Annotated in this window: 10 protein-coding genes; 4 read left to right on the top strand and 6 right to left on the bottom strand. The window is 61.3% G+C overall.

Translation table 11 applies throughout. The features are described 5' to 3' along the window. Window positions 1-40: 40 nt before the first annotated feature. Together ACVWVP_RS25895 and ACVWVP_RS25900 are read right to left on the bottom strand one after the other, a co-directional pair. Window positions 41-2563 carry a CS1-pili formation C-terminal domain-containing protein gene (locus tag ACVWVP_RS25895; protein ID WP_457408777.1) on the bottom strand — a complete coding sequence of 841 codons (2523 nt, stop codon included), beginning with the start codon at window positions 2561-2563 and terminating at the stop codon, window positions 41-43. Window positions 2564-2674: 111 nt separating this feature from the next. After that, window positions 2675-3172, bottom strand: a complete 498-nt coding sequence (locus ACVWVP_RS25900) for a CS1 type fimbrial major subunit (protein WP_457408780.1) — start codon at window positions 3170-3172, stop codon at window positions 2675-2677. Between the two features lie 477 nt (window positions 3173-3649). Here ACVWVP_RS25900 and ACVWVP_RS25905 point away from each other — a divergent pair, with 477 nt between their 5' ends. Both ACVWVP_RS25905 and ACVWVP_RS25910 read left to right on the top strand, forming a co-directional pair. Further along, window positions 3650-4171 carry a PadR family transcriptional regulator gene (locus tag ACVWVP_RS25905; RefSeq protein ID WP_178921990.1) on the top strand — a complete coding sequence of 174 codons (522 nt, stop codon included), beginning with the start codon at window positions 3650-3652 and terminating at the stop codon, window positions 4169-4171. Then, on the top strand, window positions 4168-4917 hold the full coding sequence (locus ACVWVP_RS25910) for a siderophore-interacting protein (protein ID WP_457408783.1): 750 nt from the start codon (window positions 4168-4170) through the stop codon (window positions 4915-4917). The genes ACVWVP_RS25905 and ACVWVP_RS25910 overlap by 4 nt, the downstream gene beginning before the upstream one ends. A 75-nt stretch (window positions 4918-4992) precedes the next feature. Here the strand turns inward: ACVWVP_RS25910 and ACVWVP_RS25915 are convergent, their stop codons facing one another. Then, window positions 4993-5616, bottom strand: coding sequence for a Pr6Pr family membrane protein (locus ACVWVP_RS25915; protein WP_457408786.1), 624 nt, complete (start codon window positions 5614-5616; stop codon window positions 4993-4995). 4 nt (window positions 5617-5620) lie between these two features. Continuing rightward, window positions 5621-5854, bottom strand: a complete 234-nt coding sequence (locus ACVWVP_RS25920) for a VF530 family protein (protein WP_003188882.1) — start codon at window positions 5852-5854, stop codon at window positions 5621-5623. Between the two features lie 223 nt (window positions 5855-6077). On the opposite strand from ACVWVP_RS25920, the gene ACVWVP_RS25925 reads away from it, so the two are divergent. Together ACVWVP_RS25925 and ACVWVP_RS25930 are read left to right on the top strand one after the other, a co-directional pair. Next, entirely contained in the window at window positions 6078-8096 is a 2019-nt protein-coding gene (locus ACVWVP_RS25925; RefSeq protein WP_457408789.1) for a TonB-dependent receptor, read from the top strand. 438 nt (window positions 8097-8534) lie between these two features. Further along, window positions 8535-10952 carry a glucose/quinate/shikimate family membrane-bound PQQ-dependent dehydrogenase gene (locus ACVWVP_RS25930; RefSeq protein WP_457408792.1) on the top strand — a complete coding sequence of 806 codons (2418 nt, stop codon included), beginning with the start codon at window positions 8535-8537 and terminating at the stop codon, window positions 10950-10952. A 208-nt stretch (window positions 10953-11160) separates the two neighbouring features. Here the strand turns inward: ACVWVP_RS25930 and ACVWVP_RS25935 are convergent, their stop codons facing one another. Both ACVWVP_RS25935 and ACVWVP_RS25940 read right to left on the bottom strand, forming a co-directional pair. After that, the gene (locus ACVWVP_RS25935) at window positions 11161-12384 is read right to left on the bottom strand and encodes a hypothetical protein (RefSeq protein WP_457408795.1); all 1224 of its coding nucleotides are present in this window, start codon (window positions 12382-12384) and stop codon (window positions 11161-11163) included. A 408-nt stretch (window positions 12385-12792) separates the two neighbouring features. Further along, entirely contained in the window at window positions 12793-15129 is a 2337-nt protein-coding gene (locus ACVWVP_RS25940) for a putative bifunctional diguanylate cyclase/phosphodiesterase (RefSeq protein ID WP_178921978.1), read from the bottom strand. Window positions 15130-15803 lie beyond the last annotated feature (674 nt).

Below are 15803 nucleotides of genomic sequence, written 5' to 3' on the forward strand. Positions count from 1 at the left end.
ACGGCCTCGCGTCGCTTCGCGGTTTTGCAAAAACGACAGTTCAACCCGCCGTCGCCAAAATGCTGGTGTTTTCTGCCAAGGTGTCCGGCGTACAACGCAGGTCACCGATCAACAGCACATCGCTTTCCCGTCGCGCCGTGTCCGGGTCAAGACGGAATCGACAGAGCAACTGGTTGGCATGGCGCACCTCCAGGGTCGGCGCGCCGGCGTTCATTTCCATCGAGAAAAAACCATCCACTTCACTCACCGCGCGGCTGGCGTGATTGACCACATGGTGGCCTTTGAGCGGTGCACCGGTTTCATCGATCAGGCGCCCGAGCACCGTCACGGTTTTCATCACGCTGATCTTGCGGTACGCCACCCCGCCCTTGTTCAGGTGGTAGTTGCTGCGCGCCGGCTGGATGCTGGCGGCCGGTGGGTGGTTACCGTCGAAGTCGAAGGCCAGGGTGCTGCTCTTGTAGGCGGTGATCGGCACGAAGTTGCGCCCCGGTCGCAGGCGTGAACTGCCGCCAGTGAGGTCGTCGGCACGCAGGCTGATGTCGTCGAGGTCGGTGTCCACATCGACGATCATCCCCGCCCCGCCGCCCTGGGGTTGGCTGCTGAGGACCGCGGCGCTGCCACCGACGGCCACGGTACTGGCCAGGTTCAACCCACCGGACAGGCGACCGTTGAACGAGGACCGTTGCACGTAAGTGTCGCCGTAGAGCGCGTCACTCTGGAAGCTCGCACGGCCCGACAGGCCCACGCCGTAGGTGTCGGCAATCGCGGTGCCCGAAACGCTTTGCAGCAGGTGGTCGTCGAGGGTCTTGGTGTAGGTGAGCGAGCCGTTGTGATCGCGGCTGCCGTCGCGTGCGGTACGGGTGCCGATGCTGGCGGCCCACTGCTCGCGCGGTGAGCCAAGGGCCACGCTGACGCTGAGGTCGATGCCACGGTTGCGGTTGTCGCCGGTGCTGGCAGTGGCGGGCCGATCAAACAGCGACAGGCGCCAGTTAGCGTCGCTGCCCAACAAGGTGCCGCGCTCGGTCCACCCCACATCCAGGCCGAAACCTTGAAGGTTGCCCTGGCTGTAGGCCAGCCGCGAGTTGATCGAGCTCTTGTTGCTCAAGCGATGGTTGAACGATAGCGAAGTGTTGCTGGCCTGGCCGATGAACACGTTGCGCTGGCGGATGCGTGTACCATCGGGCAGCAGCTCGTAGGTGCGCGTGGTGTCGAGCCAACTGCGGTTATGGCTGAACACCACACTGCCAACGCCATAGCTGTACAGGGTTTGCAGGTCCACGCCGGTGCCGTGGTCCTGGGTCTGGTAAAGGTTGGCATAGAGGCTGAGGCTGTTGCCCAGGGTCCAGTCGATGGAGGTGCCGTACTGCATTTGTTCGCGCACCTTGCGGGTCGAGACGCCAAGGATCACCCGGGGGTGCGCCAGGTAGTTGAGGCCGGCGCCATAGGTCATGAAGCCGCTGGACTGCTCGTCCCAGTTGCTCAGCAGCTTGGTCTCTTGCCCGATGAAGGTGTTGTAGCGCCAGCGCTCGTCGGCATTGCGCCAGTTGTTGGGTTTGTAGATGAGCTCCTGGGTGGTGGAGGTGGTGAGGCCGTCTTCGATCAGGCGCACTTCCACTTCGTAGATGCCACCGGGCAGGGGCCGGGTGTCAAGGGTTTGCAGGCCGGCGGCGACCGGTTGGGTATTGATCAGCAGGCCGGCACGGTAGATCTCCACCGAGGCCTGGCGGCTGGCAGTGACGTACACCGGGTACACGCTGGGCTTGGGGTTGTTGATCAGCAGGCTGTCGGAGCTGCCGTACATGAGCCCCACCGCCGTGTCGGGGTTGGCGCCAAAGGTACGGATCTGCCGGGTAAGACCGTTGGCACCCGGAGTGAAATAACCCAGGCGTACGAAGTTGCCCTCCAGTTCGCGCTGGGTGTAGAGCTCGTGCATGGCGTGGTACAGCGTGGTGTCGGTGCCGCCCACGCGGGACAACTGCAGGTTCATCGCCTGGGTCCAGTTGCCAAGGCTGGAGCTGGCCTCAAGGCCGAAACGCCCGCCAACTTCCTCGTTCTGGCCACCGGTGAGGTTGAGTTGGTTATTGACGATCAGACCGAGGCTGCCGGACTCAGGCTGGTCATAAAACTGTTTGACGTGCGCGTTGCGCTCGACGTTTTCGGTGAGGATGGAAACCTGGGAATTTTCCAAGTTGTAGTGAATGGCCAACAGTTGCTGCGGACAACTTTGCTGGCAACTGCCCAATGGCATGCCAGATTGCAGAAGTTGCTCCCAGGTGGCACGCGTGCTGGCCGATACCGGGCTGTCGCCGATATCGTTGAACTCCAGCAGGGTAATGCGATCATCGCGACTCAATACAATCATGGCTTCGCCAAGAAACTGTTGGTCCAGTTCAACTTGTACGGCCAGTGGCACATCAAAAAAGTGCTGTTCAAAATCATCCGGCAGGCCTTGGGACTGGGACAACAGGTTGCCCGGCGAAGTATGGGGCGCCACCGGTGCGGCCAGGGCACTGGCGCACAGCAACAGCGCAAGCGCGCCCGCAATTGGCGTCATCGAAAACATGGACGGAATACTCGTCAGTACGGACTGAACCAGGCCGGCGTTCAGGGAGGAAAATGCCGGCCTGTCCTTTCAAGCCCCTTGGTCATGGCGACCAAGGGGATGACACCAGCGTTACGGGGTAACGCGCGGCACAGCGTCGAAGATCACTGTGTAGCTGGCGGTGTAGAGGCCGTTCTGAGTGTCGGCCGGGCGGGCCGGGGTGATCACCAGGTCGGCCTGGGTGCCTGGAGTGGATTGAGGGTCATCGACCACTTCCTGCGGGGTGGCAGTGAGGGTGACGCCATTGAAGGTGTTGGTCAGGGCAATGCTGTCCGAACCGTTATAGAGCGCAGCGGAAGTCGGGCCGCCTTCGATGTAGGCATGCACCGAACCGTCGGTGTTTTTCACATCGAAGGTTGCCCGCAGCGAACTGAGTTCACCGCTGACAGGGTTGTAGCTCATGGTTTCGTCTTTACCGAAGTTCGGGTCCCGAGGCTGTGCATGGAACTGCTTGGTCGAAATGTTGGCCCTGATATTGATCGACGAACGCGCATCATCGGCAGCCATTGCCAGGGGGGAGCTCAGGGCGACCGCAACAAACGGGACCGCGGTGGCAAGTTTCTTGAACATGGTTGATACCTGTCATCTAAAAGGGGTTCTTAGAAGCGTTGAAAAACACCGTGTTTTTCCAACTATTTGCATTGCAAACCGGAGGCTTGTTCAACGCCAGGCAAGTATCGAGTTCAAAAAAATGAAAGTAAGCCAGTTGTTTCCATTTATGGCGTAGCCATAGATCAGTACAACACAGAGGAAAAAGATAGCACTTTGCCAAAACTTAAAAAGTAGCCGTAAGACACACCCTACATGTTAATTAATGAGAATGTTTTAGTGCCGAATATATCCGTAAGAATAGGATTACACCCATTAAAAAACAATATTGTTTGCACGGCCAAAACAACTTGATAACTCACTTGAGTCGTTACTCTAGAACACAGGTTGCTGACCTTGTGGCGTCGTTCGCGGAGGTTGACCGCCTGTCGGAAGCGCTTGCATGCTTTTTAAGATATATCTTACGTTATATCTAGACACACACAGAGGCGCCTACCCATGCGAGACCATCCTCACCAGCGCGACGGCTTTGACCCGCGCGCCGGCCGCGGTCGCGGCCCCCGGGTATTTGCACCCGGCGATCTGAAACTGCTGCTGCCGGCGCTGATCGCCGAGCAGCCCTGCCACGGCTATGACCTGATCCGCCGCATCGAAAGCCTGTTCGACGGCGCCTACACCCCCAGCCCCGGCGTGATCTACCCCACGCTGACCTTCCTGGAAGAAAGCGACTTGATCCAGGGCGACGCCGAAGGCGGAAAAAAACGCTACACAATCACCGACGCCGGTCGTCTCTTCTTAAGCGAGCAACAGGTGGCCCTGGACGGCGTGCGCATGCGCATCGATGTGAGCAAACGCTCGTTGCGCGGCCATGACCGGCCGCCGGAAATCCACGAGGCGGTGCACAACCTGCGTCATGCCCTGCACTCGCACCACGGGCGCTGGAGCCCGGAAGAAATCGTTCGTGTCGCGGCGCTGCTCAATCGCACCGCTCAAGCCATTGCCGACGGGAAAGACCAATGAATACGCAAGTCATCCACCGCGTGACCCACGAAATCAAACGCCGCCGCCTCGAAGTCCTGCGGGTGGTCGACATCACCCCACGCATGCGCCGCATCACCCTGGGCGGACCGGAACTGGCGGGGTTTGTCAGCCTGGGCAGCGACGATCACATCAAGCTGCTGTTCCCGCAGAACGCCGAGGAACAGGCAGCCCTGGAAAGCCCGACCTTCACCATCAAGGGCGACGGCCCACAACCGCCGATGCGCGACTACACCCCCCGACGCTACGACCTGAGCATCGGCGAGCTGGACATCGACTTCGTGCTGCACGGCGATGGCCCTGCGTCCACCTGGGCTGACCAGGTGCAGGTCGGCCAGCACCTGTACATCGGCGGGCCACGGGGTTCGATGATCGTGCCGGATATCTTCGACAGCTACCTGCTGATCGGCGATGAAACCGCCCTGCCCGCCATCGCCCGACGCCTGGAAGAGTTGCCCGCTGGGCGCACTGTATTGGCGGTGATTGAGATCGCCAATGCGGCGGAAAAACAGGCGCTGCGCAGCGCTGCCGATGTGGACGTGATCTGGGTGATTCGCGGTCAGGACGACCTGCTGGACACCGTGCAGAAGCTGACGCTGCCGGGGGGGTCGCTGTACAGCTTCGTGGCCACCGAAACCAAGGTGTCGCGCCAGGTCCGGCGTGTGTTGCTGGACACCCACAAGGTCAATGAGGACTACCTCAAGGCCGTGGGCTACTGGCAGGCCTGACCTCTGACCTGTAGGAGCCGGCTTGCCGGCGATGGCGGTATACCTGACACACCGCGATCGCCGGCAAGCCAGCTCCTACAGTGCAGGTTTTAGAGCTCGATCCAGCCCTACCACCGCCACCGCAATCCCCACAAACCCCGCCAAAATCTGCCCGGCATTCACGAACACCTGTGGATAACCCAAGGTGTCCACGTCAATGAACGGGTACTGATACTGCCCGAGCAAATGCCCCCGCAGCAGCACATACGCGAAGTACACCAACGGGTAGAGCACCCAGGCGCCGATGTGCCTGAGCAGCAAGGTGCCCTTGGGCACGCAGCGCCACCAGTAGAGTAAAAACAGCACCGGCATCACGTCGTGGAGCAATTCGTCGGCGATGAACTGGAAGCCTTCGGGCTGCCACAAATGCCGCAGCAACAGGTTGTAGGCCAGGCTCACCACCACGATGCTCACGGCGATGCCACTGCTGGTTTTGGGGGCGAGAAAAAAGCGCTTCGCCGCCGAATCGCGATCCACCAGCGCATAGCTCAGCACCACCACCACCAGGGTGTTGGTCAGTACCGTGAAGAAACTGAAAAAGTTGATCAGCCCGCCCAGCAGGCTGGCGCCGCTGGTCCAGCGCGAATAGAAGATCAGGTATTGCTGGATCGCCAACCCCACCCAACCGGCCAGCGCCGCAGCCGCCACGAACCGCTTCATGGGCTCAGTCCAGCGGGCGTTTGGTGCGCATCAGCTTGACGTACAGCCCTTCGACCTTCTCCCGCGCCCAAGGGGTCTTGCGCAGGAAGGTCAGGCTCGACTTGATGCTCGGATCGCTCTTGAAGCAGCGAATATCAATGCGCTCGGCCAGCCCCGACCATTCGTAGTGTTCCACCAGGGTGGTGAGCACGTGCTGCAGGGTCACGCCGTGAAGAGGGTCGTTGCTTGTCGCGGTCATGCCGGGCCTTTTGCAATAAGAGGAAATACAGCCGCGCACCTTAGCCGACGGGGCGTACAGGGGGAAGCACCCCATTGAATATAGACCCTTGGGAAAAGTTCCCCTTTTCAGCGAAAAAAGAGATGTTATATTGTAACGATACTTATCAGATTGTTATGAAAAGTAACGCGCTCGAAACCGTTTTAAGCCTTCTCTTTTTGCCGTTTTGCCAAGGAATGTCCCGATGTCCCTCTCCTCCCTGTGGCGCTTGTCCCCGCTTGCCGCCGCCCTGTTGATCAGCTCTCACACCCAGGCCCTGGAACTGCAACCCCAAGTCATCACTGGCAACCCGCTGGGCAGCGAGCAACTCGCCTCGCCGACCACCGTGCTGGAAGGCGATGACCTGACCCTGCAACAAAAAGGCAGCCTCGGCGAAACCCTCAACAAGCAGCCTGGCGTGTCCTCTTCGTACTTCGGCCCGGGCGCCAGCCGCCCGATCATCCGTGGCCAGGACGGCGACCGCATCCGCCTGCTGCGTAACGGCGTGGGTGCGCTGGACGCTTCGTCGCTGTCCTACGACCACGCCGTGCCGCTGGACCCGGTCAACGTCGACCGCATCGAAATCGTGCGCGGCCCGGCGGCCTTGTTGTACGGCGGCAGTGCCATCGGCGGCGTGGTCAACACCTTCGACAACCGCATCCCCACCGAAGCCATCGAAGGCATCCACGGTGCCGGTGAGTTGCGTTACGGCGGCGCCGACACCACCCGCAGCAGCGCCGGCAAACTGGAAGCCGGCAACGGCACCTTCGCCTTGCACCTGGACGCCAACGCGCGGGAATTCAACGACCTGAAAATCCCCGGCTACGCCCGCAGCCGCCATGCGCCCGAGAGCGAAGACGGCCCCGGCAAAAACGGTCGCCTGGGCAACAGCGACGGTCGCCAGGACGGCGGCGCGGTGGGCGGTTCCTACACCTGGGACGACGGTTATGCCGGGCTGTCCTACAGCAACTACGACAGCAACTACGGCTCCCCCGCCGAGCAGGATGTGCGCATCCGCATGAAGCAGGATCACTACGCCTTTGCCTCGGAGATCCGCAACCTGCAAGGCCCGTTCACCTCAGTGAAACTCGACGCCGGCTACACCGACTACGAGCACCGTGAAATCGAAGGCGGCGAAACCGGCACGATCTTCAAGAACAAGGGCTATGAAGCCCGCGTGGAAGCCCGCCACCAACCCATCGGCCCGTTTGACGGCGTGGTCGGCGCCCAGGTGACCCGCAACGAGTTCTCGGCGCTGGGCGAAGAGGCCTTCGTGCCGCAGACCGACACCAATGCTGGTGCGCTGTTTATCCTTGAAGAAATGCAGGCTACCGAACGCCTGAAGCTCAGCCTGGGCGGGCGCCTGGAACACACCACGGTCGACCCGGATGCCAAGGGCAACGCGCGCTTTGCCGGTGCCGACAAATCGAATGACTTCACCGCCGGCAGCCTGTCGTCGGGCGCGGTCTACACCCTCACGCCGGTCTGGTCCCTGGCCGCGACCCTGGGTTACACCGAGCGCGCGCCAACGTTCTACGAGCTGTACGCCAACGGCGCCCACGTTGCCACTGGCACCTACGAGTTGGGCGATGCCAACCTGTCGAAAGAGAAAGCCGTGTCCAGCGACCTGGCCCTGCGTTTTGACAATGGCACCCACAAGGGCAGCTTTGGCGTGTTCTACAGCCGCTTCTCCAACTACATCGGCTTGCTGGGCACCGGCCGCACGCTGAACGATGAAGGCGAAGAAGACGCCGCAGGCATTCCTGAATACAAATACTCAGGCGTGCGTGCCCGTTTCGCCGGCTTCGAAGCCCAGGATCACTGGAAGCTAGGTGAAAGCGCCTACGGCAAATTTGCCCTGGAGCTGTCGGGCGATTACACCCGCGCCACCAACCTGGACACCGGCGAAGCCTTGCCCCGCATCGCCCCCCTGCGCTTGAACAGTGGGTTGCTGTGGGAGCTGGACCGCTGGCAGGCGCGTATCGACGTGGAACATGCCGCAGGCCAAGGCCGTGTGCCGGATAACGAGAGTGGCACCGACGGCTACACCACATTGGGGGCGAGCGCGGGGTATCGCTTCAACGTGGGGGGCAGCCAGTGGCTGGCGTTTGTGAACGGTGAAAACCTGACGAACCAGACCGTGCGGTATGCCAGTTCGATCCTGCGCGATATCGCGCCGGCGCCGGGCAGAAGCGTGCAATTTGGCATTCGAACAACCTTCTAACCACACCGCGGTCCCCCTGTGGGAGCGGGCTTGCTCGCGAATGCGGTGGATCAGTCATACATGCATTGACTGACACACCGCATTCGCGAGCAAGCCCGCTCCCACATTAATTTTTGCAGCGACGTTCTGTCACTGTTACCAAATCTGAAATGATGCATCTTGCGATTAGCCCTTTCTCTGCGCGCCCTCTCCCTTTATCCTTGCCCGCAACAAACTGAAACGTTTCATCTCCCGGTCGACCCCATCTTGCCGATTATTCCTACTCGTAAAGACAGCGCTGTCTTACACCCCGCTGCGCCTGGGGATAAATCGCCCGCCTGTGGATAACCCCCGCTGTCCCCAGAAAAACCGAATTAACGCTGAACCAAGCCCGCGCCGAATCGTCATCTACAGTGAAGCACGGGGTTACATAATTCCAACGTCACGGAGAAACACACTATGAGCACTGATGGTGCCTCGAGCCCAAGTCGCCTGCTGCCCAGGCTGCTAGGCGTCTTGCTGCTGATCATGGGCCTGGCCTTGCTGGCGGGCGGCGTCAAGCTGAGCATGCTCGGCGGGTCGCTGTACTACCTGCTGGCCGGTCTCGGCATCGCCCTCACCGGCCTTTTGCTGCTGGCCACCCACCGCGCTGCGCTGGGCGTGTACGCGCTGGTGCTGTTTGCCAGCACCGTGTGGGCACTGTGGGAAGTCGGCCTGGACTGGTGGCAGTTGGTGCCGCGCCTGGCACTGCTGTTCGCCCTAGGCATCGTCATGTTGCTGCCGTGGTTCCGCCGTCCGTTGCTGCGCACCCAAGCTGCACCACTAGGCACCGGCGCGCTGAGCATCGCCGTGGTATTGGCCGGTGCGACCGCCCTGGCCAGCCAATTCACCAACCCGGGTGAAATGGTCAAGACCGGCCAACTGGACCGCGACGCCGTGCCGGGCATGGCCAGCGCCGCACCGACCCAGGCCGATGGCGACTGGAACGCCTACGGCCGTTCGGCCCATGGTGATCGTTACTCGCCGCTGGCGCAGATCACCCCGCAAAACGTCGGCAAACTGGTGCCAGCCTGGACCTACCGCACCGGCGACATCCCAGGCCCTAACGACCCGGGCGAGACCACGGCGGAAAACACCCCGTTGAAGGTCAACGGCATGCTCTACGTGTGCACCCCGCACAGCCAAGTGATTGCCCTGGACCCGGACACCGGCAAGGAAATCTGGCGTTTCGACCCGAAGATCACCACCCAAGGTGCGCAGAACTTCAAAGGCTGGGCGCACATGACCTGCCGTGGCGTGTCGTATCACGATGATGCAGCGTACGCCTCCGAGCAAAGCCCAACCGGCTCGGCAAGCGCCACGCCTGTCAGCGCCGTGTGCCCGAAACGCATCTTCGTGCCGACGGCCGACACCCGCTTGATCGCCCTGGACGCCGACACCGGCAAGATGTGCGAAGACTTCGGTGACAAAGGCCAGGTCGACCTGCGTGCCAACATTGGCAGCTTCGCCCCGGGCGGTTACTACTCCACCTCGCCACCGGCCGTGACCAAGAACCTGGTGGTGATCGGCGGCCACGTGACCGACAACGTCTCCACCGACGAGCCGAGCGGCGTGATCCGCGCGTTCGACGTGCACACCGGCAAGCTGGTGTGGAACTGGGACAGCGGCAACCCGGACGACACCACTCCGTTGGCCGAGGGCAAGACCTACACCCGCAACTCGCCGAACATGTGGTCCATGTTCGCCGTGGATGAAAAACTCGGCACGCTGTACCTGCCGATGGGCAACCAGATGCCCGACCAATACGGTGGCGACCGTACCCCGGACTCCGAGAAGTACAGCGCCGGCCTGACCGCCCTGGACATCGACACCGGCCATGTGAAATGGACCTTCCAGTTCACCCACCATGACCTGTGGGACATGGACGTGGGCGGCCAGCCAACCCTGATCGACATCAAGACCGCTGACGGCGTCAAGCAAGCGGTCATGGCCTCGACCAAGCAAGGCAGCATCTACGTGCTGGACCGTACCAACGGCCAACCGGTGGTGCCGATCAACGAAATTCCTGTACCGCAAGGCGCAGTGGCCGGCGATCACACCTCCCCGACCCAACCGAAGTCCGACCTGAACTTCATGCCGCCGCCGTTGAAAGAGCGCGACATGTGGGGCGTGACCCCGTTCGACCAACTGATCTGCCGGATCGACTTCAAGTCGATGCGCTACGACGGCCCGTTCACCCCGCCATCGCTGCAAGGCTCGATCGTTTACCCGGGTAACTTCGGTGTGTTCGACTGGGGCGGTATTTCCGTCGACCCGGTTCGCCAGATCGCGTTCGTGAACCCGAGCTACATGGCGTTCAAATCGAAACTGATCCCGGCGGCCGACATCGCCAAACAAGGGCCTCGCGTGAGCGAAACCGAAGGTGTGCAGCCGAACAAAGGCGCGCCGTACGGTGTGATCCTCGAAGCGCTGCTGTCGCCGATGGGCCTGCCGTGCCAGGCACCAGCCTGGGGTTATGTGGCAGCGGTCGACCTGACCACCCACCAGACCATCTGGATGCACAAGAACGGCACCGTGCGCGACAGCTCGCCGGTTCCGATCCCGCTGACCATGGGCGTGCCTAGCCTGGGTGGTACGTTCACCACCGCCGGTGGCGTGGCATTCCTCAGCGGCACCCTGGACCAGTACCTGCGTGCCTACGACGTGAAAAACGGCAAGCAACTGTGGGAAGGCCGCCTGCCTGCCGGCGCGCAAACCACCCCGATGACCTACACCGGCAAGGACGGCAAGCAATACGTGCTGGTCATGGCCGGTGGTCACGGCTCCCTCGGCACCAAGCAGGGTGACTACGTGATGGCGTTCAAGCTGCCGGATTAAGCTTCACTGGCGGTAATAAAAAGGCGGCTACCTGATGAAGGTAGCCGCCTTTTTTCATGCCCGATGCAGATCAAATGTAGGAGCTGCTTGCCAGCGATGGCGGTGTATCAGGAACAAACGCAATCACTGACCTACCGCTATCGCCGGCAGGCCGGCTCCTACAAGGTGATGTGCAGGTCATGTTGCCTGGGTCAACGCTTCGATCCGGCTAGAAGTAGTAGCCGATGTTCACGTTGGTGCGGAAGTACCACTCATTGCTGCCCGACGAGGTGGTGGAGGTCCAACCGGTGCCGTTCTCCGCGCCGCCATAGGGGTTGGCGTTCTTGCCCCAGGTCAGGTCCAGCCAGGTGATGATCGGCCCCGCCATCAGCTTCACGCCCAGGGTGTCCATCTGCGAGCTGTTCCATTGCGCCTGGTCTTTGTGCAGCACGCTGTAGTCGTTGTAGAACTTGACGCTCTTGACCTTGCCCAACTGCGGCGTGTCCACGGTGTAGCCGATGTTCAGCAACCCGACATCACCCTTGGCCGCCACCAGGTAGGCCGGGCTTGCCGCATTGGCGCCCATCAACACACTGGCGTCGCTCACGCCTTCGGGGTTCTGCAGGTTGTACTGGTAGCGAATGCCCATCAACTGGGCGCTCCAGGGCCCCTTGCTCAAGGTGGTGTGAGCGGCCGCAGCCCAGTAGGTGCCGTTGCGATCGGTGGTGCCGTTATAGACCTGGGAGCCGGCCAGCGACACGCCGGATTCATTCTTCCAACCATCGCTGCCCCACGACCGCGCCAGGCGCAGGTCGAGCTGGTTGCGTTTTTCATTGTCCTGGCCGTGCAGGCTGGCCAGTGCGTTGTCCTTGAGGTCGCTGTAGGTGCCGACTTCCGGTGTGTAGCGCCGGTCGGCGGGGATCATGCGCGGAAAGAACGCCGCCTGCAGGTTCCAGTCGCCCAACGGGTGGCTGTATTTCAGGCCCGGCGCCGCGCTGTCGGCATAGCCCAGGAAGTACGGGATATGGAACGTCCAGCCATTTTCCGGGTAGGGGTAAATGCCAAACGGCTTGTAGACGATGCCCAGTTGCACGTCATCGCCGTCCTGGAATTTGTAGCCCACCAGGGCGTGCTCGATCGAACGCCGGTTGCGGTCCTGGAAGGTGTAGCCGCCGTCCAGGTAAAACTGATCCCACTTGCCCTTGACTTCAAAACGGGCAATGTCGAACAGCAAGCGCGCCGGGTCATTGCTGCTGGTTTTCCAGTCTTCGTAGCGATGGTTGAGCCGAATCGAGCCGCCAAAATCCAGGGACTTGGCCCCGTCGTCACTGGCCCAACTCAGGTGCCCGAACGGTTTGGGCGACGGGGTATCGTCCGCCGCCAGTGACGCAGTGCAAAACACGGTGGCACTCACCAGCAACATCAGGCGCACAGGCCATTCAACTCGTGACATAGCGGTTTTCTCCGGGCGATAGAGCGCCTTAAAGGTGGGCAGCAGAGCGCCTACCCTTGGCATGAAAGGGTTATGGATTAGGGGTGCACCGCCTGCGAGCGTCCTGCGTTCTTGCGGCACAACTATATGGCGTACACACTGCTTTAATGAGTGTGATCCGTCATCGGCGTGTTGTGCAAAGGGTGAGCCAAGTAGGATTAACTTTTATTTAATAGGAATAAATATATGAATATCAATTAGTTATTTAAATGATAAAAAATCAACCAAAGTATTTTAGTGCAACCGCAAGTAACACAATGAAGCGCTTACGCTCTATTTGCACCTCAAACAGGCCACTACAACGAAAAACGCCCGAAGCAGCGCATCGGGCGTTTTGAAGTGGCTGTTGGCGGAGGATGAAACAGTTTTCTAGATGGGCACCCGCTCGCGGCGCATCCACATCTCGAACGCCATGGCATTCAATGGCCGGCTGATCAGGTAGCCCTGGGCGGTGTCGCACTTCCACTGCTTGAGCAGCTTCAGGCTGGGTTCGAACTCGACACCTTCGGCCACCACCTTGAGCCCCAGGTTGTGGCTCATTTCGATGGTGGAACGCACGATCACCCCGTCGCCGGTGGTGCTGTCGAGGTTGCGCACGAATGACTGGTCGATCTTCAACTCTTGCACCGGCAGGCGCTGCAATTGCGCGAGGGAGGAATAGCCGGTACCGAAGTCATCTACCGACAGGCTGATGCCACAGCCACGCAGCTGTTCCAACACACTGAGGGCCTGTTGCGGGTTGTGCATGATGGCGCTTTCGGTGATCTCGAAAATCAGCTGCTGGGCCATGACGCCGTATTGCATCAGCAGTGCAGTGACACGCACCGCCAGGTCATCGTCGGCCAGGTCATCCACCGAAATATTCACCGACAGCTGGATATGCATGCCCCGCTGCCCCCACTCGGCGATCTGCCGGATGGCTTCCTCGATCACCCACTGGGTCAGGCTGCGCATGCTGCCGGTGCGCTCAGCCAGCGGGATGAATTCGGCGGGCGACACCAGGCCCAGCGTGGGGTGTTGCCAGCGCAGCAGGGCTTCGGCCTGGCGCACATGGCCGTGCTTCAAATCGAGCTTGGGCTGGTAGCACAGGTAAAGCTCACCTTCGAGGGCGGCGCGGCGCAGGTCGCGAATCAAGGTGATCTGGCGCTGGTGCGCGAGGTCGCGGTCCTGTTGATAAATCTGCAAATAACCAGGCAAGGTCGCCGCATCATGCCGGGCGATGGCGGCGCGGCTGATCAGCTCTTCCACTTGCTGGCCATCGGCGGGGTAAGCGGCGATGCCGATGCTCACTTCATGGCGCAGCTCATCATTGCCGATGCGCTGGGGCTCGGTGAGCAAGCTGTAGAGGCGGTCAGCACGGGCCACGGCGCGATCGATCTCGGTGTTTTCCAGCAACAGCAAAAACTCGCTGCCGGCGATGCGCGCGGCGGTGTCGCTGGCCAGCAGGCTCATGGACAGACAGCGGCTGGCCTCACGCAGCATTTCTTCCACACCCTGGGGGCCGAAGCCTTCGTTGATCACCCGGTAGTTTTCAATACCCAGGTACAGCAGCACCACCGGGCGGCCCGCGCTGATCGCACTGCCCAAGCGCTCCATGGCCAGGGCGCGGTTGGGCAACCCGGTCAACGGGTCATGCAGAGCGTTGTGCGCCAGTTGCCGCTCGCGCACGGCGATACCACTTTGCATGGCATTGAAAGCCCGGGCTAGCAGGCCGAACTCATCATGGCTGCGCACCCGCACCGGCGTCCGATAGTCACCGGCGCCAATGCGCTCGGCCGCGTCCACCAAGGCATTGAGCGGGCGCGAGACCCGCCGCGCCAAAAACAATGCCCCCGCCAAGGACACCAACAACACCGCCAGCGCTATGCCCAGGAATTGCCGGTCCAGCGGCGCAAAGGATTCCAGCGCGTGGTCCAGCGGGCTTTGCAGCAGCACCCGCACTTCGTCGCCATCGCCGGTATTGGCCAGCGGCAACACCTGGCTGAGCACGCGCTGCCCGTAGAACAGATTGATCTGCGGCTCGGGGTTCAGGTGCGCATCGCGCAAGGTACTGATGATGGTGGCCTGGTAGGCGTCAGGCTGGGTGCTGAACAGCGGACCGGGACGACCGTCCTGCACACTGAGGAAGGACACTTCCAGGTTGCTCATGGAGCGCAATTCGCTGGCAAACAGCTTGTCCATGGGAAAGCCCATGATCACCCGGGCGATGGGCATCGGGTCGAGCACTTCGTCCTGCACCAGCAAGTACGGGCGGCCGTCCATGGCCACGATCAGCATCTGCAGGCCGCTGCGCCGCGCCTTGCGCAACGCGTCTTCATAGGGGAACGCATCGCCGCGTGTGAGCATCGGCAAGGTGCTGACCACCACTTTGCCGTCGAGGCCCAACACAAACACTTCGCTGGAACGGATACCGGTGCCATGCCGACGCAGCGCCGCGAGGATCGGCACGGTCTTGCCCTCGGCCACGGCTTGTTTGAAAGGCCCATCGACGGTGAGCCAATCGAGCCCGTATTGCAGGCGACGGCCACGCAGGTCCAGCAGGCGCTCGAACACCTGGCTGCCGGTTTTCAATTGGACTTGGGCCTGATTCTCCACGGCGCGGCCGGTGGCGGCCTTGACCGCGAAGTAGGTGGCAGCCACCACCACCAGCAGCAACAGCGCCAGCACCCCGGCAATGCGGGTTTGGAACGTGTGGCGCCACCTCATTGCAGTGCCCTCTGGCAGCGTGCGCTTGTCTCTGCCACTACGTCCCTTTGTCATAGGCCTCCCTGGCGACTGCTGACCTGGCGTCAAAAAAACATCCATTTTTATTGGATATTTGGTTTGAGCAGATTAGCTGGGACTTTGGCTAAGTGCACCCAATAAAACCGGGGAATGTTGTGGCGGTTTTTTGGCGACAATGGGTTGGCTGGGGGCTTGCTTTGGGTACATATCCGTTTTTTGAGTAACGGCGGCTTACGGTTCCGCCCTTACGGCGGGTCACTTTTGGAAAGAGCCCAAAAGTAACCAAAAGGCTCTTGCCCCAACACTCGGCACCTCGCTTAGGCTCGGTGTACCCGTAATCCGACAGTGATTTGGGGGGCCGCCGCCCCGCGCCATCCATGGCGCGGGGCGGCTAAGCCGGCGTCCTGCCGGCTTACCCCCCAAATCCCTGCCGAATTCCGGCCAGCGTGTTTAACGGGGCGCCTAAGATCAAAATCAAAAGCAAGAGCACAGCGGCCTGACAGCCGGCTTGAGTGGTGTAGAGCAAAGTCAAAGGCCAACGCGGTCCACTGTAGGAGCCGGCTTGTCGAATCGTCGCACCGCGGCGATGGTCGTTAACGATGGCGCAAAAAAATCAGGCAGAACGCGGAGCCCCACTGTGGGAGCTGGCTTGCCTG

It is taken from the genome of Pseudomonas sp. TE24901 (assembly GCF_054058375.1).